Here is a 21,310-nt window from a genome sequence, read left to right on the forward strand (position 1 = left end):
CAGGAACGTTCCAGCGCATTCCGGCTTCTACGCGTGATGTGTGACGGCGCGCGACGGTTCGTACGGGCCGGTGCTCTGGGCGCCGATGCCCGGACCGTGCGCACCCGCCCGCATCTGCACCACCGGCGCGCCCCGGTCCACCTCGCACCAGATCCGCTTTCCGGCGCCCTCCGGCTGCCAGCCCCAGCGGTCGGCGAGGCCGTCGACCAGCTCCAGGCCGCGGCCGCCGGTGTCCTCACCCTGCGCGTGCCGCTGCTGCGGCGGGCGGCAGCTGGTGTCGGCCACCTCGACCCGTACGGTCCCGGCCGCCCCGGCCGCTCCCGTCGCGCCGAACAGCATGCGCAGCACGGCCGGACAGCCGGTGTGGACGACCGCGTTGGTGACCAGCTCCGAGATCAGCAGGATGAGCGTCTCGGCCAGCGGCTCGTCGTCTCTTATCCCGGAGCCGACCAGGCTCGACCGCGCCCATCTACGGGCCCGCCCGACCTCCGCGGGATCCGGACCGACCTCCAGCTGAACCTGAAGCACCTGCACCGCTCACACCATCCGAACCGGCGGACACATCGCCTCGCGCCTCCTCAGGGTCACGGAACGTGATTCCCTTGCGAGACAGCATGGTTGACGTACAGTCACCGCAACAAGCGCTTCGGGCATATTCCAGCGCGAAGGAGTACGCGTGGTGCATACTGTGCGACGCACGTCGCGGGGAGTCGAACAGCACCGCACCGAAGCCGCGCGGAACACTCCCCGGGCAGGCCCGGAACTTCTGCGTGGAACGCGAGCAGGGCACCTCGTCCGGGCCGGAGTCGCCGCACGGGCAACACCCGGACCGCCCGGTTCCAGAACCACTCGCATCCCACGGAGCGTACCCGAGCAGAGGGCAACTGCGGCCCGTGACGAGTCACGCAAAGGACACAAGCCGGTATCGGCGCTTATCGACTGCACCGGGTAACTCCGCAGCGTGAACCTCAGGAGTCTCCCCCGTCACATGCGTGCACTCCACACAGGTCTGCCGCCAAGTCCTCCTCGGCCTCTGCCGCCGTCAGCCACTGACCGGCCCGCAGCCACGCCCGCTTGAGATGCAGATGAACGTCCGCCTCCCAGGTGAAGCCCATGCCGCCGTGCACCTGGAGGCAGTCCCGTGCGTTGCGGACGGCCGCCTCGTCGGCGAGCAGCTTGGCGCCCGCGATCTCGGCCGGGTCCGCGGTCACCGCTGCCGCGTACACCGCCGCACGGGCCACCTCGGCGCGCACCAGCATCTGGGCGCACAGGTGCTTGACCGCCTGGAAGGCGCCGATCGGCGATCCGAACTGCTCGCGCTCACGGGCGTGCCGGACGGCCATCTCGGTGGTCCGGGCGGCGCTGCCGAGCTGCTCGGCAGCGGTCAGCAGGGCACCTTCGAGCCGGAACGGCGCCGCACCGGGCATCGGGGACCCGTCCCCGATGCCCGCCGTCACGCGGTGCAGGGGCGTGAGCGGGTCGAGTGACCGTACGGGACGCGCCGTCCGTACGAACTCCCGCACGTCATCCCCCTCCAGGACCCGCGGCACCCCTCCCCCCAGGGCGATCAGCGCGTCCGCCGCTTCCAGATGAGCCACCGGCCGCCCCTCGTCCAGCACCGCGATCACCGCCCCGCCGTCCGCCGCCCCCTTCACCGCCCCCGCGGCGAGATGCGTGGCCACCAGCGGTCCGGGCAGCAGCACCCGCCCCGCCTCCTCGAACAGGAGCACGGACTCGGGCAGCCCGAGCCCCACGCCGCCGTCCGCCTCGGGCAGCCGCAGCGCGAAGAACCCGGCCGCGCCCAGCTCCCCCCATACCCCGCGGTCGACGGCCACGCCCGTGTCGAGCGCTGCCCGCATCCGGTCCCTGCCGAAGCGGCCGGCGAGCAGCTCCCGTATCCCTGCCCGCAGGACCCGCTGGTCGTCCGAAAGCTGGAAGTCCACAATCCGCTCAGCGCCCCTTCGGCAGGCCGAGGATCCGCTCGGCGACGATGTTCCGCTGGATCTGCGAGGTGCCCGCGGCGATCGTGTACGAGAGCGAGGTCAGCCGGTCCAGGACCCATTCCCGGTCCAGATCGGCCCCGTCCGCGCCGAGTACCTCCGCGGCCGCGTCGTACAGCTCCTGGCGGGCCTGCGAGTAGCGCAGCTTGAAGACCGAGCCGCCGGTGCCGGGTACGCCGCCGCTGCGCTGGGCCTCGCCGACGTTCCACTGGGTGAGCCGCCACAGCGCCCGGAATTCGGCGTTCAGTCTGCCGAGCGTCCTGCGCAGCACCGGGTCGTCCCAGCGGCCGCTGCGCCGCGCCTCGGCGGCCAGGGCGTTGAGGGTGCGGCGGCAGGCGACGACCTCGCCGACGAACGCCGTACCGCGTTCGAAGGAGAGGGTGACCATGGTGACCCGCCAGCCGTCGTTCTCGGCGCCGACCCGGTGGGAGACCGGCACCCGCACCTCGTCGAGGAACATCTCGGCGAACTCGGTGGATCCGGCGAGTGTGCGCAGCGGGCGGACGGTGACGCCGGGGGCGTCCATCCGCATCGCGAGCCAGCTGATCCCGCGGTGCTTCGGCGCCGCCGGATCCGTCCGCACGAGCAGCTCGCACCAGTCGGCGACCTCCGCGTGCGAGGTCCAGATCTTCTGGCCGGTGACGACGTAGTGGTCGCCGTCCCGGACCGCCCGGGTCCGCAGCGAGGCCAGGTCGGAGCCCGCCTCCGGCTCGCTGAACCCCTGGCACCAGATCTCGTCGCCGCGCAGCACCGGCGGCAGCCAGCGGGCGCGCTGCCCGGCCGTGCCCTCGGCCGCGATCGTGGGACCCGCGTGCAGCAGCCCGACGAAGTTCGCGCCGACGTACGGCGCCCCGGCCCGCTCCGTCTCCTCCAGGAAGATCAGGTGCTGGGTGGGGGTGGCGCCCCGCCCGCCCGCGTCGACGGGCCAGTGCAGCCCCGCGTACCCGGCGTCGTACAGCATGCGCTGCCAGGCGGTGTCGTAGGCCCGCCGGCCCGGCCAGTCGTCGGGGCCGGGCTTCGCCGGCAGCCCGGGCAGCACCGCGGCGAGCCACTCCCGCAGCCGCGCCCGGAACTCCTGCTCCTCGTCCGTGTCCGCGAGATCCACTACCGGCCCCGGTCCCGGTCGAGATCCAGGTCCAGCATCCTGATCGCGTTTCCGCGCATCAGTTTGTAGACGGTCTCGTCGTCCAGCCCCTTGACGTGGTCGAGCGCGACCTCCTTCGTGTGCGGGAAGGTCGAGTCGACGTGCGGATAGTCGGTCTCGAAGGTGGCGTTGTCCCGCCCGACCACGTCGAGCGACGCGACCCCGTGCTTGTCGCGGAAGAAGCAGCAGAACATCTGCCGGTAGTAGTACGTCGACGGCGGCTCCGGGATCAGATCGCGCACCCCGCCCCAGGCCCGGTGCTCCTCCCACACGTCGTCGGCGCGCTCCAGCGCGTACGGGATCCAGCCCATCTGGCCCTCGCTGTACGCCAGCTTCAGCTGCGGGAACTTCACCAGCACTCCGCTGAACAGGAAGTCCATCATCGAGGCCATCGCGTTGTTGAAGGAGAGCGAGGCCTGTACGGCGGGCGGGGCGTCCGGCGAGGCGGCGGGCATCTGCGAACTGGACCCGATGTGCATGTTGACGACCGTGCCGGTCTCCTGGCAGACGGCGAAGAACGGATCCCAGTAGCCGCTGTGGATCGACGGCAGACCGAGATGGGTGGGGATCTCGGAGAATGTCACGGCCCGCACCCCGCGGGCGGCGTTCCGCCTGATCTCGGCGACCGCCAGGCCGATGTCCCAGAGCGGGATGATGCAGAGCGGAATCAGCCGGCCGTCGCTGTCGCCGCACCACTCCTCCACCATCCAGTCGTTGTAGGCGCGCACACAGGCGAGCGCGACCTCCTTGTCCTTGGCCTCGGCGAAGGTCTGGCCGCAGAAGCGCGGGAAGGTGGGGAAACAGAGCGACGCCTCGACATGGTTGAGGTCCATGTCCTTGAGGCGTTCGACGGGGTCCCAGCAGCCGCGCCGCATCTCGGCCCGGGTGATGCCCTCCAGCGACATCTCGTCGCGGTCGAAGCCGACGGCGGCGATGTTCCGCTTGTACGGGAACTTGAGGTCCTCGTAGATCCACCAGTCGGTCGGCGGCCCGTTCGGATCCATGGTGATGACGTACTTGCCACCTGTGTACGCCAGCTCACCGATACCGGCGGTGAGCGGCTGCGGGCCGCGGTCGCGGTACTTGGCGGGCAGCCAGGTCGAGAAGAGGTGCGGCGGCTCGATCACATGGTCGTCGACGCTGACGATCCGAGGCAGTTCCGTCATGGTGTCCCCTTCGGCGCACAAGGCATGTATCTGATGCTCCGTCAGATTTGGCTCGGCTCTCAGGCTAGCCCCGCACCCCTGGACCGACAAGGCGCAGCGCTCTACGCTCTCCGCACCATCTGACTACCCGTCAGCTACGAGGGAGCGGGGAACGCAGTGAACGAGACCGCACACGCCCTGGGCGCATCGGCCACCTTCTGGGACCTCATCGAGCGCCGCGCCGCGCTGACCCCGGACCGCCCCGTCCTCATCCAGGACGACCGCACCCTCACCTTCGGCGAGCTGCGCGACCGCTGCGAGCGGGTCGCGGCCGGCCTGTACGGGCTGGGGGTGCGCCCCGGCAGTGTCGTCGCCTGGCAGCTGCCGACCCGCCTGGAGACGGCGCTGCTCTCCTTCGCCCTCACCCGGCTCGGGGCCGTGCAGTCGCCCGTCATCCCGTTCTACCGGGACCGCGAGGTGGGGTTCGCGCTGCGCGAGTCGAAGGCCGCCTTCTTCGCCGTGCCCGGCACCTGGCGCGGCTTCGACCACACCGCGATGGCGCACCGGATCGCCGCGGACCTCGAGCAGCCGCCGCAGGTCCTCGAGGCGTACGAGGAGCTGCCGGACGGCGACCCCGCCGTGCTCCCGCCCCCTCCCACGGACGGCACGGCGGTGCGCTGGATCTACTGGACGTCGGGGACCACCTCCGACCCGAAGGGCGTCCTGCACACCGACCGCAGCCTGATCGCGGGCGGCTCGTGCCTGGCTCACGCACTGCAACTGTCGGCCGACGACATCGGCTCCATGGCGTTCCCGTTCGCCCATATCGCCGGGCCCGACTACACCGTGATGCTTCTGCTGTACGGATTCCCCGCGGTCCTGTTCGAGCACTTCGCGATGCCCGGAGCGCTGGACGGCTACCGGCGCCACAGGGTGACGGTCGCGGGCGGCTCGACCGCCTTCTACTCCATGTTCCTGACCGAACAGCGCAAGGACCCGACGCGCAAGGTGGTCCCCACGCTGCGGCTGCTGGCGGGCGGCGGCGCGCCGAAACCGCCGGAGATCTACCACGCGGTCGTCCGGGAGATGGGCATCCAGCTCACCCACGGCTACGGCATGACCGAGGTTCCCATGATCACGATGGGCGCCCCCGACGACACGGTGGAGCACCTCGCCGAGACGGAGGGGCGGCCGCCCGAGGGCATGGAGATACGGATCACCGACGAGGACGGCAAGCCACTGCCGTACGGGACGGACGGCGAGGTACGGCTCCGCGGGGAAGCCGTCTGCCAGGGCTATCTGAACGCGGCCCGGGACGCCTTCGACGCGGACGGCTTCCTCGTCACCGGCGATGTCGGCCATCTCCGGGAGAGCGGCCATCTGGTCCTCACCGGGCGGCTCAAGGACATCATCATCCGCAAGGGCGAGAACATCTCCGCCAAGGAGATCGAGGACCTGCTCCACCGCCACCCCGGGGTCGCCGACGCGGCCGTGATCGGGCTGCCGGACGAGGAGCGCGGGGAACGTGTCTGCGCGGTCGTCGAGCAGCCGGCCGGGGCGGGGGCGCTGACGCTGGCGGAGCTGTCCGGGTATCTGCGCACGGAGGGGCTCGCGGTGCACAAGCTGCCGGAGCAGCTGGAGGTGGTGGACGCGCTGCCGCGCAACGAGACGTTGCGGAAGGTGCTCAAGTACAGGCTGCGGGAGCAGTTCTCCTGACCGAAAACGGGTCGCCGCCGCTCACCGACGCCTACCAGGGTCCGAGGCATGGACCGTGTTTTCGGCCGCCTCGCCGACGCGGTCGCGGCCCTGTGAGGCTGGGGCCTGTGCGGTCTCGGCGAGGAGACCGCACCCGGCCCGGTCGGCGGCGCGCTTACGAGTCCGGCTCGATCACCGTGAAATAGACGGCGAACGCGGCAACCGCCTCGTCCTCGGCGATCTTGCCGTCGTGGTCCGTGTCCAGGCTCCGCGCGGCCAGTCCCGCCGACTCCTCGCTCGCGCCCAGGACCTTCAGCGCCCGCTCCACGGCGGGCACCGAGGCCGCGCCGTCGTCGTCGTTGTCCGCCACGGCAATCGCCGCGCCCAGGAACGGGCGGGCGATCTCCGCGAAGCGCTCGGGGTTGTCGCGCAGCCGTTTCACGGCCCCGCCCACGAACTCCTCACGGGTGACACGCTGGTCCCCGTCGACATCGGCGATGCCCGCCATGCCCTGCCAGAACGCCTCGGCCCCGGTGTAGAGCGCCTGCCCCTTGTCGCAGCGGGCCGTCGTACCGAATTCGGCAAGCAGACGGGCCGCGGCTGCGTTGAAATCCGCGCGATCGATGTATCCGTTGCCGTCCTGGTCGAAGGCGGCGAAGCGGAAGGCGATCTTGCGCTCATATTCTGCGCTGTCCATGCGGGGAGCGTACGTCGCCTGCGGGCATCACGTGTCACTTACGCCCACCCCCCATGTGCCGGCCGGTCTTCACGCCGGGTGGCGGGATGGTTTCAGGCCGAAAGCGGCTGGGCTCCGTCGTCGACGGCCGCGTCCCAGTCGGGGTAGACATCGAACAGACGGCGCACGCCGAGGGCGGCGAGCACCCGGTTGACGTGAGAGCCCTCCTCCGCACCGCGGGCCGGCAGGATCAGCCGCAGCCTCCCACCGCAGGAGCGCATCAGACGGCGGGCCGCGATCAGCACGCCGACGCCGCTCGAATCGCAGAACAGCACCTCGGAGAGGTCGAGCACCACGTCGTGACGTCCGACGGCGACCGCGTCATGGACGGACTGGCGGACCGCGGGCGACGTCAGCAGGTCCAGTTCGCCGCGTATGTGCAGCACGGTCCATACACCCTGCTCGGTCTCGGCCACTTTCAGAGTCACTCGACTGGGCCTCTCGTTCCGGGGAGTCCGACAATCCGGAAGAATCCGTTCCTCCTCGCGGCTGCCCCCGCCGCACACCCATGAAACACCGGCCCACAGAAGGAGACACAGACGGGTTTCAGGCAGAAATGATCACTTCAGGTCCGATTCCAACATCCCGGGACGTCGCATTCCCAACCGTCCAGGGCGTCCGCACGGGCGCACTTGCCGCAAAGACACCTGCGGGGCGAGTGCCGCCGACTACATTCGATGTGACGAGGGGGAAAGGGCTGGGGGTCCTATGGCGAAAGACGCACCGCCCCGCTGGGACCGCAAGATGCAGCAACGGCTGGCACGCGGCGAGGCGGCGGCCCTCAGCGAGCTTTACGACCGTTTCGCCCCACTCGTCCACAGCCAGGCCCACCGGATGCTCGACGACGAGTCGGCCGCCGACCTGGTGACCCGCGAGGTCTTCGGGTACGTGTGGGAGAACCCCGACGCGTACGACCCCAAGCAGGGTTCGATGCGGTCCTGGGTGGCCCGGCTCACCCACCGCCAGTCCGTGCGGCGCCTGCGTGCCGCGGAACCGTCCCCGTTCGCGCGGGGCGAGGACGGCGAACACGGCAGGGGTGAGAACACCGCGGCCCGGCAGGAGCTGGAGGAGCGGGTGCTGCGCGCCACGGCCGCAGCCCGCGCCGACTACATCGTCGCCTCCATGCCCGCACCGCTGCGGGCCGCACTGGAGCTCGCGTACATCCAGCGCAGGGACTACCGACAGACCGCGGCCGACCTCGGGGTGACCGCGGACGAGGCCCGCCGCCGGCTGCGGCTCGGGCTGCAGCTGCTCGCCACCGCCGGCGCCCGCCCGCTCGAGGGGTTCGAGCCGCCCGGATACGGACGGATGCTGTGACCGGCGACGACGACGCGAACATGCGCGACGACGAAATGCGGGGCGCGCGGCGCATACCGGGACCGCGGGCGGCGGCGGACGACTTCGACCTCGACGCCCTACCGATGGCTCCCGGCCCCCCGGCACGTGAACCGGCAGCACGCGAACCGGAACCGGAATCTCCGACGGCGCCACCGCAACCGGCTGCCCCGGTGCTTCCCCACGGCGTGCTCAAGGCCCTTCTCGGCGCCTGGGCGCTGGCCGCCTGTTCCGCCGAGGAGACCGAGGCGGTCGAGGCCCACCTCACCGGGTGCACCGCCTGCGCGGACGAAGCCCTGCGGCTGCGCGACGCGGTCGGTCTGCTGCACACCGACCGCAGCCTGGACCTCGACCCGCTGCTGCGCTCCCGGGTGCTCGAAGGCTGTCTGAGCCGTCGCCCGGCCACGATCCCGGTACCGGGCTGGGCCGTTCCGTACGACGCGGAGACCGCCCGCCTCGACGCGCTCCTCCGTGACTTCGGCAGCTCGGAATGGCATGCGCCGGTGCGACTGAGGTGGTTCGAGGGTGAGCGACAGGTCAACCGCAAGACGACGGTCGCCGGCGTGATCGGCCATCTGATGACCGTCGACGGGCTGGTCAGCACCGCCCTCGGCCTGGACGATCCGGCCGCCGGCGGACGTGGCGGGAGCGATACCGCCGCGGGCTCCGAGCTCCCGCTCTCCCCCGCCCCGCGCACCGAGACGTACTGGTCGGCGGCCCGACGACCGCCCACCCGGGCCGTCCGCGAGCCCTGGCGCGACCAGAGCCACGCCCTCATCCGTACGGTGTCGTTCGCCGGCCGCGGGGTCGCCGAGCGGTCCGTCTCGTACGGGGACTTCGCCCTCCCGCTGCAGGACGCCCTGCTGGACCGGGCCTTCGAGTGCTGGGTGCACGGCGGTGACATCGCGGACGCGGTGGACTATCCGTACGAGGCCCCGTCCGCCGCCCATCTCCACCGGATGATCGACCTGGCGGCCCGGCTCCTGCCGGCCGCCCTTGCCGGACGCCGCCGGGCCGGGCTCGCGGCGCCCGCCCGGCATCTGGTGACGGCCGGTTCGCCGGGCCGTTCGCTCCATCTGGAGATCGAGGGCTCGGGCGGCGGCAACTGGTACATCGCCCTGGACTCCCCGGCCGCGCTCGGCTCGCCCGACCAGGCGGTCGCGCAGGTGGCGCTGGACAGCACGGAGTTCTGCCGGCTGATCGCGGGCCATGTGTCGCCCGTCGACGCGGCGGCCGGGCAGGAAGGCGACCGCGAGGCGATCGGCGACGTGCTGTTCGCGGCGGCGTCGCTCAGCCGGCTCTAATACCCTCCCGGCAAGCTTTGCCCGTCGCGGCAAACATTGCCGGTCACGGCACAGGGCGTGTTTCGCACTACGCGGAGATCACCCGCGCTACGCGAAGATCACCGTGCGGCGCCCGTTGAGCAAAATGCGTCGCTCCGCGTGCCACTTCACCGCGCGCGCCAGCGCCTGGCACTCCACATCGCGCCCGATCGCGACCAGCTCGTCCGGCGTGACGCCGTGGCCGACCCGCTCGACCTCCTGCTCGATGATGGGTCCCTCGTCGAGGTCGGCGGTCACGTAGTGCGCCGTCGCACCGATCAGCTTCACACCGCGGGCATGCGCCTGGTGGTACGGCTTCGCGCCCTTGAAGCTCGGCAGGAAGGAGTGGTGGATGTTGATGATCCGGCCACTGAGCTGCTTGCACAGATCGTCGGAGAGGACCTGCATGTAGCGGGCGAGGACGACCAACTCGACGCTCTCCTCGCGGACCAGCTGCAGCAGCTGTGCCTCCGCCTCCGCCTTGGTCTCCTTGGTCACCGGGATGTGCCGGAAGGGCACGTCGTACGAGGCGGCGAGCTCGGCGAAGTCCCTGTGGTTGGAGACGACCGCCGCGATGTCGATCGGCAGCGCGCCGATGCTGGAGCGGAACAGCAGGTCGTTGAGGCAGTGGCCGAACTTGCTGACCATCAGCACGACCCGCATCCGCTCCGAGGACCGGTGGATCTGCCAGTCCATCCGGAACGAGTCCCCGACGGCGGCGAAACTGGCCCGCAGCTTCTCCACAGTCACCGGGGCGTCCGCCGAGAAGTGGACCCGCATGAAGAACAGACCCGTGTCATGGTCGCCGAACTGCTGGCTGTCCTCGATATTGCAGCCGGTCATGAAGAGATAACTCGACACGGCGTGCACGATGCCTTGTTTGTCCGGGCACGAGAGAGTGAGGACGTACTGCTCGGGGGTGGTCTCAGCAGGCTGCGGCGCGCTCATGTCCGTAGCGTGCCACACCGTCCCTGATTCAGGCGCTCCTGGTCATGATGCGGAGCACATCCAGGGAGCGCGGCGGGGTGTCGGGGTCCTCGCCGTCGTTCGTGGCTAGCAGCACGTGCGCCTCACGGGCGGCCCGTACGCCTTCCGGCCAGCCGTGGTGCTCCAGGTAGGCGGAGACGGGGGCGTCGGCACCGACCTGGTGCATGATGCGCAGCACCCGCAGCACGGCGACGTCGACGAGGGCCGCCTCGCTGGAGTCGCGGAAGACCGTGCCGACGTATTTCTCGGCGGACCAGTTGTCCAGCCAGGTGTCCTCGACCAGGCGGTACACGGCGTCGGTGACATCGCCGTACCCCTCCCGGCCGGCCAGCCAGCACTCGTGGTGGAAGACGGGGTCGGAGAGCATGTGCAGCGCCGAGCGCACGTTGCTGCGCCAGCGCCACCAAGGAACGTCATTGAGCGGCATGCCGCCCATGGTGGAGGAGCGACGGCCGCGACGGGAAGTGTTCTCCGAACCTTGCTGCACGGTTGTCGATCGTACGTTCCCTCCTTCCGGGCTCGCACCGGCCCCTGCAATTCACCTGGACGTCACCGAGCGTTGAACAGAGCACACATTGGCGTTACCCAAGGCGCGGAAATGTCCATGTCCATGACCGGATGGCAACGCCTCACTTCCTCCCGCCCCTACGCATTCCTCACATGTACGGCGGCGGCCGGGGCATTGCTGATCACCGGCTGCGGTGCGCTCCCTGGGGCCTCGGGGGACTCCAGGGAGCCCGTCACCGTCATGACCTGGGCCCCCAACGGCTCCAACGGTCCGGACACGGAGAACATGTCGGGCATGACGGCCATGGCCCGCGCCTATGCCCGCTGGGTGAACAACAACGGCGGGCTCGACGGGCACAAGCTGCGCGTCGTCACCTGTAACGAGCACAACACGTCGACCGGCGCGGGGGACTGCGCCCGGCGGGCGGTCACGGAGAAGGCGGTCGCGGTCGTCGGCTCGTACAGCCCGGAGGGCTACTCCTTCATGGGGCCGCTGGAGGCCGCCGGGATCCCTTACATCGGCGGCTACGGGGCCTCCGCCGAGGAGTTCACCAGCTACAACTCGTACCCCGTCAACGGCGGCCAGGCGGCGCTTCTGGCAGGCAACGCCAAGCAGCTCGCCGGCAGTTGTGAGCGGGTCTCCCTGGTGCGCCCCGACACGCAGGGCGGCGACGGCCAGGCGTGGCTCTTCAGCACCGGCCTGAAGGAGGAGAAGAAGCAGCCCGCGTCCACCGACATCCGGGCAGCGGAGGCGGCCACGTCCTACGACCAGGCAGCCGAGCAGGCGCTGGAAGGGGCGGGGCAGTCCAACGGGTGCGTGACAGCGGTGCTCGGGGAACGCACGGAGACGTTCTTCGACTCCTTCCGCCGTCTCGAACCGGCGGAAGGGTCCGTGCGGATCTCGTCGGTCCTCGGCAGCGTCGGCCAGCCCCTGATCAACAGCACCGGCGGGCGGAACAGCCCGTTCGAGGGGGCGTACGTCACCGGCTGGTACCCCGAGTCGGGGGATGCCCGCTGGGACGAGATGCGCTCGGTGATCCGGAAGCACGCATTCAAGGACAACCGGATCGACCCGGACGACACGGGTGTCCAGACGACGTGGATCGCGTACACAGTACTGAAGGAGATCGTGACGGCGATCAACGCCCCGGTCATCACCGGCAGCAACATCACGACCGCCCTCAACCGAGGCACCGAGGTCGACACCGGTGGTCTCACGCCGGTGCTGCGGTGGCGGTTCGAGGACGTGCTGGGCTCGTCGGCGTATCCGCGGATCGTGAACCGGAAGGTGACGTTCCAAGTGGTGCGGAAGGGGCGGCTGGTGGCCGAGAGGAAGGGGTTCGTGGACGTCACGAACACGCTGTCGGAGGCCAGCGCGAAGGGCTGAGCACCCGCAAGCCCCTCTGTCGGTCGAGGAGCGGCGCATGGAGGTGCGGACGCTCGGGGGATGCGGACGCTCGGGGGGTGCGGACGCTCGGGGGATGCGGACGCTCGGGGGTGCGGACGCTCGGGGGATGCGGACGCATGGGGGATGCGGACGCTCGGGGGATGCGGACGCTCGGGGGATGCGGACGCTCGGGGGATGCGTGCGCACAGGGGGGCGTGCGCACGGGGGGGGCGTGCGCACCGAAGGGTGCGGGGGTGCTGTCCCGGTGCTGGGCAGCACCCCCGCACCGCCGTCAGAGCTCCGTCGGCGCCCGCCGCGTCAACCCGTACTTCGCCGCGATCGAGTTCCACAGCCCCGACGCCTGCGCCTTCGCCTCGCTCGCCTCGCCGCTCGCCCGGTCGCCCTGAGCCATCTCGGGCGTCGCGCGGGCCCGCCCGTGCTTGCAGACCTTCTTGCCGTTCTTGGCCTGCTCGGCCCATGCCGCGTAGTGGTCGTCGGCGGAGGCCGATGCCTGCCACGCCTTCGTGAGCGCCGAGGTCAGCTGCGCGTTGTTCGGCAGCTTGTCGACGGTCAGCCCCTGCAGCCGCGTCACCAGGTCGCGGCGCTGCTTGGCCGCGCCCTGCAAGTCGGTGACCGCCTGGTCCAGGTTGGTGCAGGACCTGGTCTTCTCCACGGCCCCGATGACCGCCGCACGGCTGTTGTTGCTGTCCGCGAGCAGCTTGTCGAGCGCCTCGGCCTGCTGCTTCGCCGGGTCGGCCGCCGCCTGCGTGGAGGGCTCCGCGGCGGGCGAACTCGCCGCGGCCACCGGCTGCTTGTTGTCCGCACCCTTGTCGTCACCGCCACTCATCAGCGCACCCGCGCCCAGCCCGACGACGGCGCAGCCGACGACGACCGCGGCGATCAGCGGGACGTGCGACGGCTTCTTGCGCTGCCCGGCCCGGCCCTGCGACGGCTCGCCATGCTGCGACCGGTAGGCCGACGCGGGCTGCTGGTGCGACTGGGCGGCACCTTGGTACGGCACCTGTCCCGGGTCGAACCGGGGCATCTGCTGCGTGGAGGCCGTCGGCTCCTCGGCGCGGAACAGGTTGTCGAACTCGGCGGGGGGCTGCCACTCACCGGGCGTCTCCGGACTGACGCCGTACGGGGCACCACCGGGCACCGGCGGAATGTACTGGGTCGCGTCGGCGTCGGAGGCCGATGCGGGCGGCTGCGCGTGGGCGATGAACTGGGTCGCCTCCGCGGCACTCTCGGCCGGCACCGGCGCGATGAACTGCGTGGCATCCGCGTCGCCGCCCATGCCCGCCCCCGTGCCCGTACCCGGTAGGGCCTCCGGAGGCAGCGGCTGGGCGTACGGCTGGGGCTGGGCGTACGGCTGGGGCTGGGGCTGGGCATACGGCTGAGGCTGCTCGGCCGGCAGAGCCGGGCCCTGCTGCCCGTACGCCTGCCCCTGGTCGTACTGCGCGTACTGGCCCTGCGGCGACACGTCCTGCTGCGGCGCCTGTGGTCCCCAGGGCTGACCCCATGGCTGCCCGCCCGCCGGAGCGGACTGGTCGGCCGGTCCGCCCGGTATCCAGGGCTCGCCGCCACCTGCGGGCAGCACGACACCTTCGTGCGCGGGCCGTACAGCAGGGAGCTGCTGCTCGTCACCCTGTCCGCTCTGCGTCACCGGGACTCCTACGTGTAAACCTACGGAATCGTCGGCTCACGCTATCGGGTGGCAGCCGCTCTCCGCCAAGCGCCCGATATCACTCATCGCCCCTTCACAGGGGCAGTAACACGCCGGGCCCTGACGACGCAGTTAACGGGCGCCCCGAAAAGTCCCCGATCAAACGCCGGTCAGGCCGCCTGGAGCTCCAGCCGCGCCCCGAACTCCCGGACCGCCGGCTCGTCGCCGTACGGGACCAGCCGCTGCTGCAGATCATCCAGGTACTCCGCGCCCCGGCTCGACCGCACCGTCCCCAGCAGCTCCATCGCCCGCGTCCCCGTATGACACGCCTGCTCCACCTCGCGCAGCTGCACCTGCGCCGTGGCGAGCAGCACCAGACCGATGCCCCGGCGCCGGGCCCGGGACTCCGGGAGAGCGGCCAGGGACTCCGTGGCCCGGCGCGCGGCCGCCTCCGCCTGGCCGAGATCGCGGTGACAGTGCGCCAGCTCGTCGGCGAGATAGGCGGAGTCGAAGTGGACAATCCATGACGGGTCGTCACCGGTGTCCGTCTCGGCGTGTTCCAGCGCCGTCAGGGCCCGGCCCGCCACCGCCTGGCAGGTCCGGACATCGCCGAGCAACGCGTGGCCGCGCGCCTCCGCCGCGTAGAACATCGCCTCCGCGCGTGGGGTGACCCGCCCGCGCGCCCCCTCCTGCGCGGCCCGTGCCAGCTGCGCGATCTCCCGCGGGTTGCCGAGCTGTGCGGCGAGATGGCTCATCGAAGCGGCCAGCACATAGCCGCCGTACGCCCGGTCGCCCGCCGCCTGGGCCAGCCGCAGAGCCTGGATGTAGTACCGCTGGGCGAGCCCCGGCTGCCCCGTGTCCACCGCCATGTACCCGGCGAGCTCGGTGAGTCGCGCGACCGCCGCGAACAGCTGCCGCCCAACGGTTTCGCGGTAAGCCCCCGAGAGCAGCCCGGAGACCACGCTGTTGAGGTAGTGCACCAGGACCGGCCGCACATGTCCGCTGCCGAACCGGTGGTCGAGGTCGACCAGCGCCGCTGTCATCGCCCGCACCGCCTCCACGTCCGACATCCCGACCCGCGCCCCCGCCGCACGGGCCACCTGCGGGTCGGCGCCGGTGATCAGCCAGTCCCTGCTGGGCTCGACCAGCGCCGAGGAACCGACCGCCGAACCGGACAGGGCGTCGCGGCGTCCGACATCGCTGCGCCACAGCTCGCATACCTGCTCGATCGCGCCGATCACGGTAGGCGCGAACTGCAGGCCGACGCCGGACGCCAGATTCTTGCCGTTGGCCATCCCGATCTCGTCGATCGTGACCGTACGGCCGAGCTTGCGGCCGAGCGCCTCGGCGATGGTTCCCGGTGCCCTGCCGCGCGGTTGCTGTCCGCGCAGCCAACGGGCCACGGAGGTCTTGTCGTAACGGAGGTCGAGGCCGCGCTCCGCGCCGACCATGTTGACTCGGCGGGCAAGGCCCGCATTGGAACATCCGGCTTCCTGGATGAGCGCCTGGAGCCGTTCGTTCGGCTGGCGTGCGACGAGAGGCCTGGCTGCCATGTTTCCCCCTGAGGCCGCAGTGATCAGTGAATGGATCACTGCCCGGCATATGCCCAAGAAATGCGCACATACATCGTGTTGGTGTTTTCCGTGGCGTTCGCGGCGTTCACGGCGCTTATCGTGTCGTTGTTCAGGTTCGGCGTGTATTCGGCATGGGGGGAACTGTTCCGGATTCCCCACATGTGGCTACCCGTCCCTCGACATGCCGCCTCATGCGCGCCCCCGCGCATGCATCCATGCGCCCCATGTGCGGGGCCGATGCGCCGTGACCGCGTTCGCCACGCCCGTAACCCCAGGTGGTCGGGGAAGTTGTGATGTTCGTGGAAGAGCCCATCGGAGTCACGGAAACCGCACAGGTCCCCCAACAACGAGCTGATCAACTGCTCGACGCCGCTGTGCGCTATGCGGAGGAGGGGCACTGGGAGGTGTTCCCCGGCACCTGGCTCCAGGTGGTGGAAGGGGCGGAACGGTGCTCGTGCGGAGAAGCCCGCTGCGCCGCCCCCGGAGCCCACCCCACCGGGCCCGACTGGGCGAGCCGGTCAACCTGCAGTGGCGCCGCGGCCCGCCGGATGTGGTCCCAGCAGCCCGGGGCGTCGGTGCTGCTGCCCGCCGGGCGCACCTTCGACGCGATCGACGTACCGGAGTCGGCCGGCTTCCTGGCGCTGGCCCGGATGGAGCGGATGAACCTGCCGCTTGGCCCCGTCACCTGCACCCCCGACCGCCGGATGCTCTTCTTCGTACTGCCCGGCGCGGCGGCCAGGGTGAACGAGCTCGTACGGAGGCTGGGCTGGAGCGCCAGCGCGATCGGTCTGCTCGGCCGCGGTGAGGGCCACTACGTGGCGGGCCCGCCGACCTGGATCGGCGGGCGTGGTGCGGTGCAGTGGGTGCGTCGGCCCACCCCCGCCAACCGCTGGCTGCCCGACGCCGAAGAGGTCATCAGCCCGCTCGCCTACGCCTGCGGACGAGCAGCAGCCGACGCGCGCGCCCGCCTTTCGTAGTCTGGGTCCCTCATACGGGGACATCGAAGGCAGGAGCACCATGTCGGACCAAAACACGGCGGAATCGCGCACGGCGATGGAGGCGGGCGCGGCACGAACGGCGCCGCCCGCCGTTCGCGTACAAGGCCTGTGGAAGCGGTTCGGGGAACAGGTCGCGGTCGCCGGGATCGATCTGGAGCTGCCCGCAGGCAAGTTCATCGGTCTGGTCGGACCCAACGGCGCGGGCAAGACGACCACGCTGTCGATGGTGACCGGGCTGCTCCGTCCCGACCACGGCACGGTCGAGGTCGGCGGGCACGACGTCTGGCGGGACCCGGTCGAGGTGAAAGCCAGGATCGGCGTCCTGCCGGAGGGCCTGCGGCTCTTCGAACGCCTCTCGGGGCGCGAACTCCTCGCGTACATCGGACGGTTGCGCGGGCTGCCGGGCGCCGAGGTCGACCAGCGGGCCAACCAGCTGTTGGACGTGCTCGACCTGGCGGGCTCCGGGAAGAAGCTGGTCGTCGACTACTCGACCGGCATGCGGAAGAAGATCGGGCTCGCCGCGGCGCTGCTGCACAACCCCGACGTACTGTTTCTGGACGAGCCGTTCGAGGGCGTCGACCCTGTCTCGGCGCAGACCATCCGCGGGGTCCTGGAGCGGTACACCCGCTCGGGGGCGACCGTCGTCTTCTCCAGCCATGTGATGGAGCTCGTCGAGTCGTTGTGCGACTGGGTGGCCGTCATGGCGGGCGGCACGATCCGGGCGCAGGGCACCCTCGCCGAGGTGCGCGGCGACGCGACGTCGCTGCAGAACGCGTTCCTCGAACTCGTCGGCGCGGGCGGCCGGAACAACGGTGACTCCCTCGACTGGCTGGGCGGCGCCCGATGAGCGTGCTCGACACACCCGTCACCTCCGCCGCCCGCCCCGCCGCCGGCGGCGAACGGCTCGTCCGCGTCTTCGTACGACTCAAGCTGACGCTGCTGCGCAACGGGTTGCGGCAGTCCTCCGGCAGACGGGTCGCGTACCTCGCGTCCGTCGTCCTCACCCTGCTGTTCGCCGCGGGCCAGATCGTCGCGCTGACCGCACTGCGCGGCCATGCCCACGCGGGTTCCCTGACGGTCCTGCTGACCGGGGTACTGGCGCTCGGCTGGGCGGTGATGCCGCTCTTCTTCCCCAGCGGCGACGAAACCCTCGACCCGAGCCGGCTCGTGATGCTGCCGCTGCGGCCGCGCCCGCTGGTCGGGGCGCTGCTGGTGGCATCGCTCGTCGGCATCGGACCGCTGTTCACACTCTGCCTGGCGACCGGTTCGGCGTTCGCCGTGGCGCAGGGGGCGGCGGCCGTGGTGTGCGCGGTGGTCGCCGTGCCGCTGACACTGGTGGTGTGCGTCGCCCTGGCGCGGGCCGTCGCCACGGCCAACACCCGGCTGCTGAGCTCCCGCAAGGGCCGCGATCTGGCGCTTCTCAGCGGACTCGTGGTCGCGGTCGGCATCCAGGTCGTCAACTTCGGTGCGCAGCGGCTGGGCCGGTCCGGTGGGCTGGCCGCGCTCGACCCGGCGGCGGAGGTGGTGCGCTGGCTGCCGCCCGCCTCGGCGATCGGCGCGGTGGACTCGGCGGCGCAGGGGTCGTACGGGCGGGCCGTGGCACAACTGCTGCTCTCCGTCGCGGCGCTGGGAGCGCTGGTGTGGCTCTGGCAGCGGAGTCTGGTGAAGCTGATGACCGCCCCGGACGGTTCCACCCTGGCCGCCGCCGAAGCGGCCCGGGAGAAGTCCGGCAGGGGCAGCTCCTGGCTCACCGCGCTGCTGCCCGAGGGGCGCACGGGGACGGTGATACAGCGCAGTCTGCGGTACGTGGCACGGGACCCGAAAACCAAGGCCGCCTGGGTAACGGCGCTCGCCATCGGGCTGATCGTGCCGTTGCTCAACGCGATGCAGGGCACCGGCTCGGTCTACTTCGCCTGCTTCGCCGCCGGGATGCTCGGCATCCAGATGTACAACCAGTTCGGGCAGGACACCTCCGCGTTCTGGATGGTGGCGCTGACGATCTCCTCCACCCGGGACGCCTACCTCGAACTGCGGGGGCGGGCGGCAGCGTTGCTGGTGATCACTCTCCCGTACACGGTGCTGGTGACCGTGGCGACGGCGGCGGTGCTCGGCGACTGGGAGAAGCTGCCGAGCGCCATAGGGCTGTCGCTCGCCCTGCTGGGCGCGATGCTGGCGACGGGGGCACTGGCATCGGCCAACTTCCCGTACTCGATCCCTCAGGACAGCGGGTTCAAGAACGTGGCACCGGGGCAGGCCGGGCTCGCCTGGATCTCGATCTTCGGCGGCATGGTCTCGGCGGCGCTGCTGTGCGCGCCGGTGATCGTGGCGACGATCTGGCTGCATCTCGTCGACGCGGAGGACTGGATGTGGGTGCTGCTGCCGGTCGGCAGCGCGTACGGGGCGCTCGTCGCCTGGGCGGGTCTGCGGCTGGCCGCACCGCGCACGGCGAACCGGCTGCCCGAGATCCTGGCGGCGGTCAGCAAGGGGTGACGCGAGCCGGGTCGGGCCGCTCCGTCACGGGGAGACGGGCTCGCGGTCGTTCCGCGGGTCCTCGGCGAACTCCTCCAGGAACGGCTCGACCGCGGCGCGCCAGCCCTCCGGCTGGTCGTAGTGGACGAGATGGCCGGCGTCCACCACCTCCGCGTACTGTCCGCGCGGCAGTACGCGGACCATTTCCTGGGCCTCCGCCCGGCCCAGCTCGCCGTCCAGGCCGCGGAGCACCAGCGCCGGGCACCGGACCTGCGCCAGCTCCTCCCAGTGCGCGTCGTACACCCATGTCGCGCGGGACTGGAGCATCTGGCGGCGGGAGAAGACGGGGCGCCAGCCGTCGGCGCGCTCGGCCATCACCTCGGCGAAGAAGTCGCCGCGGGCCGGGTTCGGCCGCTCCACCCAGGGGTCGTCCTCGCCGAACCACTTCCGCACGTCGGAGAGTGTCGCGAACGGCACCGGCCAGGACGTGAACCAGTCCTCCCACTCCCGCTGCGAGGCCGCGCCGAGCGCGGAGGCCCGCATGTCGCAGATGACCAGGGCCCGGACCAGATCGGGGCGCTTCGCGGCGAGCTGCCAGGCGGTGAGGGCGCCCATCGAATGGCCGACGACGGTGACGGGGGCCAGGCCGAGCTGCTCGATCGCCGCCTCGGCATCGGCGACGTACGCCTCACGGGTGTACGGGCCCTCGGCGGGTTTCTCGCTGCGGCCGTGCCCCCGCTGGTCGAGCCCGACCGCCCGGTGCCGCTCGGCGAGCCAGCGGGTGGTGGAGGCCCAGTGGGAGGCCCGGCCCATCAGTCCGTGAAGCAGTAAGACCCCGGGGGCGCGTTCGCCCTCTGTGCGCTCCTTGGGCGGATCCGCGAACTCCCAGGCCGCGAGGCGTACGCCGTCGGATCCGGTTACATCAATGCGCCGCACCATGTGTCCTGGCACCCCCTTCTGGTCCTCGACAACCGCTCGATCGCCGTGTGGTCGTGTCACGCCAGACTATCGAACCTGTATTCGAAAATCGGTATTCGGCGTGCAACACCCCTCGTTCGAGTGACCCCTGCCAAGGATTGACATCGGCCGCTGAGGGGAGATCTTCTCCGGGAGGCGGACCACTCGGGGATGAGGGTCCGTGGGGACCGACCTTGAGAGCTCGGGGCTCCAGGTCGGAACAGGGGAGGAGAGGCCCCGGCGCCATGCGGCGCCGGGGCCCTCCCATGTCCGGGGGGCGCGCGGGGCGGCCGGCGCCGGGGCATGCGGGGCCGGGGCCGCGACGTGCGGGGCCGCGGCCTTGAGGGCAGTCCTGCCCCTCTGGGCAGGGCTGACGGGCGGGGCGGTCCCGTTGCTCATGATCGTGGCAGCCGCCCTCTGCTGCACATGCCAGTACGACGGGCGCATCCGCTGCTCCCTCCCCGCCCGCATGGCCAGGCGGCCGGCACTCTCAGGTATGGCTCAGCCACAGCCTGGCACGCGATGCGCCCGTCCGCTGCCATTCGGGACGGAAAATCGGAAACCGGACGTTACGCTCCGGCGTCCCGCGTGCGGGCCGGCGTACGGTCCACCTGCGGTAAACGCGCGGTCCTCCCGGGACGCCTCCGGTCAGCGCTTGGCCACGAACACATGCGAGGCGACCTCGGCGTCCAGCTCCGCCGCCTCACCGCTGCTGCCGACCAGCACCCCGCCCGGCGACTGCGTCACGCTGACCACGGAACCGGGCTGCACACCCGCCCGCCGCAACGTATACATCAGCTGGGCGTCCGTCTGGATCGGCTCACCGATCCGGCGCACCACCACGGTCTTGCCGTCGGCTCCCGGGTCGAGCTCCGACAGGCTCACCATGTCGGCGTTCAGGAACGGGTCGGCCTCGGCCTTCTCGCCCAGCTCCTCCAGGCCCGGGATCGGATTCCCGTACGGGGACTCCGTCGGGTGCCGCAGCAGCTCCAGCACCCGCCGCTCCACCGCCTCGCTCATCACGTGCTCCCAGCGGCAGGCCTCGGCGTGCACCTGTTCCCACTCCAGGCCGATCACGTCGACGAGCAGGCACTCGGCGAGGCGATGCTTGCGCATCACCCGGGTCGCCAGCCGACGGCCCTCCCCGGTCAGCTCCAGATGGCGGTCGCCCGCGACCTGCACCAGACCGTCGCGCTCCATCCGCGCCACCGTCTGGCTGACCGTCGGACCGCTCTGGTCCAGCCGTTCCGCGATCCGGGCGCGCATGGGAACGACGCCTTCCTCTTCGAGTTCGAGGATGGTGCGGAGATACATCTCCGTTGTGTCGATCAGTCCGGACATTCGTGCCCCTCGATGCTGTGACATGAAAAACGTCGTGCGCTGGCCCT

Annotated in this window: 19 protein-coding genes; 7 read left to right on the plus strand and 12 right to left on the minus strand. The window is 71.1% G+C overall.

Features of this window, described 5'->3' with window-relative positions; all coding sequences use genetic code 11:
- Nucleotides 1–27 precede the first annotated feature (27 nt).
- The 4 genes from AB0N06_RS06720 to AB0N06_RS06735 all read right to left on the minus strand — a co-directional run bounded on the left by AB0N06_RS06720 (nt 28) and on the right by AB0N06_RS06735 (nt 4,310).
- The gene (locus tag AB0N06_RS06720) at nt 28–534 is read right to left on the minus strand and encodes an ATP-binding protein (protein WP_366133611.1); all 507 of its coding nucleotides are present in this window, start codon (nt 532–534) and stop codon (nt 28–30) included.
- A 434-nt stretch (nt 535–968) separates the two neighbouring features.
- On the minus strand, nt 969–1,943 hold the full coding sequence (locus AB0N06_RS06725) for an acyl-CoA dehydrogenase family protein (RefSeq protein ID WP_366133612.1): 975 nt from the start codon (nt 1,941–1,943) through the stop codon (nt 969–971).
- 7 nt (nt 1,944–1,950) lie between these two features.
- Nucleotides 1,951–3,105 carry an acyl-CoA dehydrogenase gene (locus AB0N06_RS06730; protein WP_366133613.1) on the minus strand — a complete coding sequence of 385 codons (1,155 nt, stop codon included), beginning with the start codon at nt 3,103–3,105 and terminating at the stop codon, nt 1,951–1,953.
- Nucleotides 3,105–4,310, minus strand: a complete 1,206-nt coding sequence (locus AB0N06_RS06735) for an amidohydrolase family protein (RefSeq protein WP_366133614.1) — start codon at nt 4,308–4,310, stop codon at nt 3,105–3,107. Before AB0N06_RS06735 ends, AB0N06_RS06730 begins: the two co-directional genes overlap by 1 nt.
- Nucleotides 4,311–4,466: 156 nt before the next feature.
- On the opposite strand from AB0N06_RS06735, the gene AB0N06_RS06740 reads away from it, so the two are divergent.
- Nucleotides 4,467–6,005, plus strand: a complete 1,539-nt coding sequence (locus AB0N06_RS06740; RefSeq protein ID WP_366133615.1) for an AMP-binding protein — start codon at nt 4,467–4,469, stop codon at nt 6,003–6,005.
- Nucleotides 6,006–6,159: 154 nt separating this feature from the next.
- Here the strand turns inward: AB0N06_RS06740 and AB0N06_RS06745 are convergent, their stop codons facing one another.
- Nucleotides 6,160–6,681 (minus strand): EF-hand domain-containing protein, encoded by a 522-nt coding sequence (locus tag AB0N06_RS06745; protein ID WP_366133616.1) that lies wholly within the window; start codon nt 6,679–6,681, stop codon nt 6,160–6,162.
- Nucleotides 6,682–6,773: 92 nt separating this feature from the next.
- Complete coding sequence (locus AB0N06_RS06750) at nt 6,774–7,148, minus strand: STAS domain-containing protein (protein WP_358856783.1); 375 nt, start codon at nt 7,146–7,148, stop codon at nt 6,774–6,776.
- Between the two features lie 280 nt (nt 7,149–7,428).
- Between AB0N06_RS06750 and AB0N06_RS06755 the strand changes: the two genes are divergently transcribed.
- Both AB0N06_RS06755 and AB0N06_RS06760 read left to right on the plus strand, forming a co-directional pair.
- Complete coding sequence (locus AB0N06_RS06755) at nt 7,429–8,037, plus strand: sigma-70 family RNA polymerase sigma factor (RefSeq protein WP_366133617.1); 609 nt, start codon at nt 7,429–7,431, stop codon at nt 8,035–8,037.
- A 35-nt stretch (nt 8,038–8,072) separates the two neighbouring features.
- Nucleotides 8,073–9,359, plus strand: coding sequence for a zf-HC2 domain-containing protein (locus AB0N06_RS06760; RefSeq protein WP_366133705.1), 1,287 nt, complete (start codon nt 8,073–8,075; stop codon nt 9,357–9,359).
- 87 nt (nt 9,360–9,446) lie between these two features.
- Here AB0N06_RS06760 and purU read toward each other — a convergent pair whose 3' ends face one another.
- On the minus strand, nt 9,447–10,325 hold the full coding sequence (purU, locus tag AB0N06_RS06765; RefSeq protein WP_366133618.1) for a formyltetrahydrofolate deformylase: 879 nt from the start codon (nt 10,323–10,325) through the stop codon (nt 9,447–9,449).
- A 28-nt stretch (nt 10,326–10,353) separates the two neighbouring features.
- Complete coding sequence (locus tag AB0N06_RS06770) at nt 10,354–10,800, minus strand: hypothetical protein (RefSeq protein WP_366133706.1); 447 nt, start codon at nt 10,798–10,800, stop codon at nt 10,354–10,356.
- Between the two features lie 174 nt (nt 10,801–10,974).
- On the opposite strand from AB0N06_RS06770, the gene AB0N06_RS06775 reads away from it, so the two are divergent.
- Nucleotides 10,975–12,258: an ABC transporter substrate-binding protein gene (locus AB0N06_RS06775; protein ID WP_366133707.1), complete on the plus strand. Its 1,284-nt coding sequence runs from the start codon at nt 10,975–10,977 to the stop codon at nt 12,256–12,258.
- A 292-nt stretch (nt 12,259–12,550) separates the two neighbouring features.
- Here the strand turns inward: AB0N06_RS06775 and AB0N06_RS06780 are convergent, their stop codons facing one another.
- Together AB0N06_RS06780 and AB0N06_RS06785 are read right to left on the minus strand one after the other, a co-directional pair.
- The gene (locus AB0N06_RS06780) at nt 12,551–13,924 is read right to left on the minus strand and encodes a hypothetical protein (protein ID WP_366133619.1); all 1,374 of its coding nucleotides are present in this window, start codon (nt 13,922–13,924) and stop codon (nt 12,551–12,553) included.
- Nucleotides 13,925–14,094: 170 nt separating this feature from the next.
- Nucleotides 14,095–15,477, minus strand: coding sequence for a transcriptional regulator (locus tag AB0N06_RS06785; protein WP_366133620.1), 1,383 nt, complete (start codon nt 15,475–15,477; stop codon nt 14,095–14,097).
- A gap of 311 nt (nt 15,478–15,788) precedes the next feature.
- Between AB0N06_RS06785 and AB0N06_RS06790 the strand changes: the two genes are divergently transcribed.
- From AB0N06_RS06790 to AB0N06_RS06800, 3 genes are all read left to right on the plus strand, one after another.
- A complete protein-coding gene (locus AB0N06_RS06790) occupies nt 15,789–16,475 on the plus strand; it encodes a bifunctional DNA primase/polymerase (protein WP_366133621.1) in 687 nt (228 codons plus the stop codon).
- Between the two features lie 76 nt (nt 16,476–16,551).
- Entirely contained in the window at nt 16,552–17,343 is a 792-nt protein-coding gene (locus AB0N06_RS06795; RefSeq protein ID WP_366133708.1) for an ABC transporter ATP-binding protein, read from the plus strand.
- The gene (locus AB0N06_RS06800) at nt 17,340–18,986 is read left to right on the plus strand and encodes a transporter (RefSeq protein ID WP_366133622.1); all 1,647 of its coding nucleotides are present in this window, start codon (nt 17,340–17,342) and stop codon (nt 18,984–18,986) included. The genes AB0N06_RS06795 and AB0N06_RS06800 overlap by 4 nt, the downstream gene beginning before the upstream one ends.
- Nucleotides 18,987–19,010: 24 nt before the next feature.
- Here the strand turns inward: AB0N06_RS06800 and AB0N06_RS06805 are convergent, their stop codons facing one another.
- A complete protein-coding gene (locus tag AB0N06_RS06805) occupies nt 19,011–19,904 on the minus strand; it encodes an alpha/beta hydrolase (RefSeq protein WP_366133623.1) in 894 nt (297 codons plus the stop codon).
- Between the two features lie 666 nt (nt 19,905–20,570).
- Entirely contained in the window at nt 20,571–21,263 is a 693-nt protein-coding gene (locus AB0N06_RS06810) for a metal-dependent transcriptional regulator (protein ID WP_366133624.1), read from the minus strand.
- Nucleotides 21,264–21,310: the final 47 nt, after the last annotated feature.

This window comes from Streptomyces sp. NPDC051020 (assembly GCF_040683105.1).
Taxonomy (GTDB): domain Bacteria; phylum Actinomycetota; class Actinomycetes; order Streptomycetales; family Streptomycetaceae; genus Streptomyces.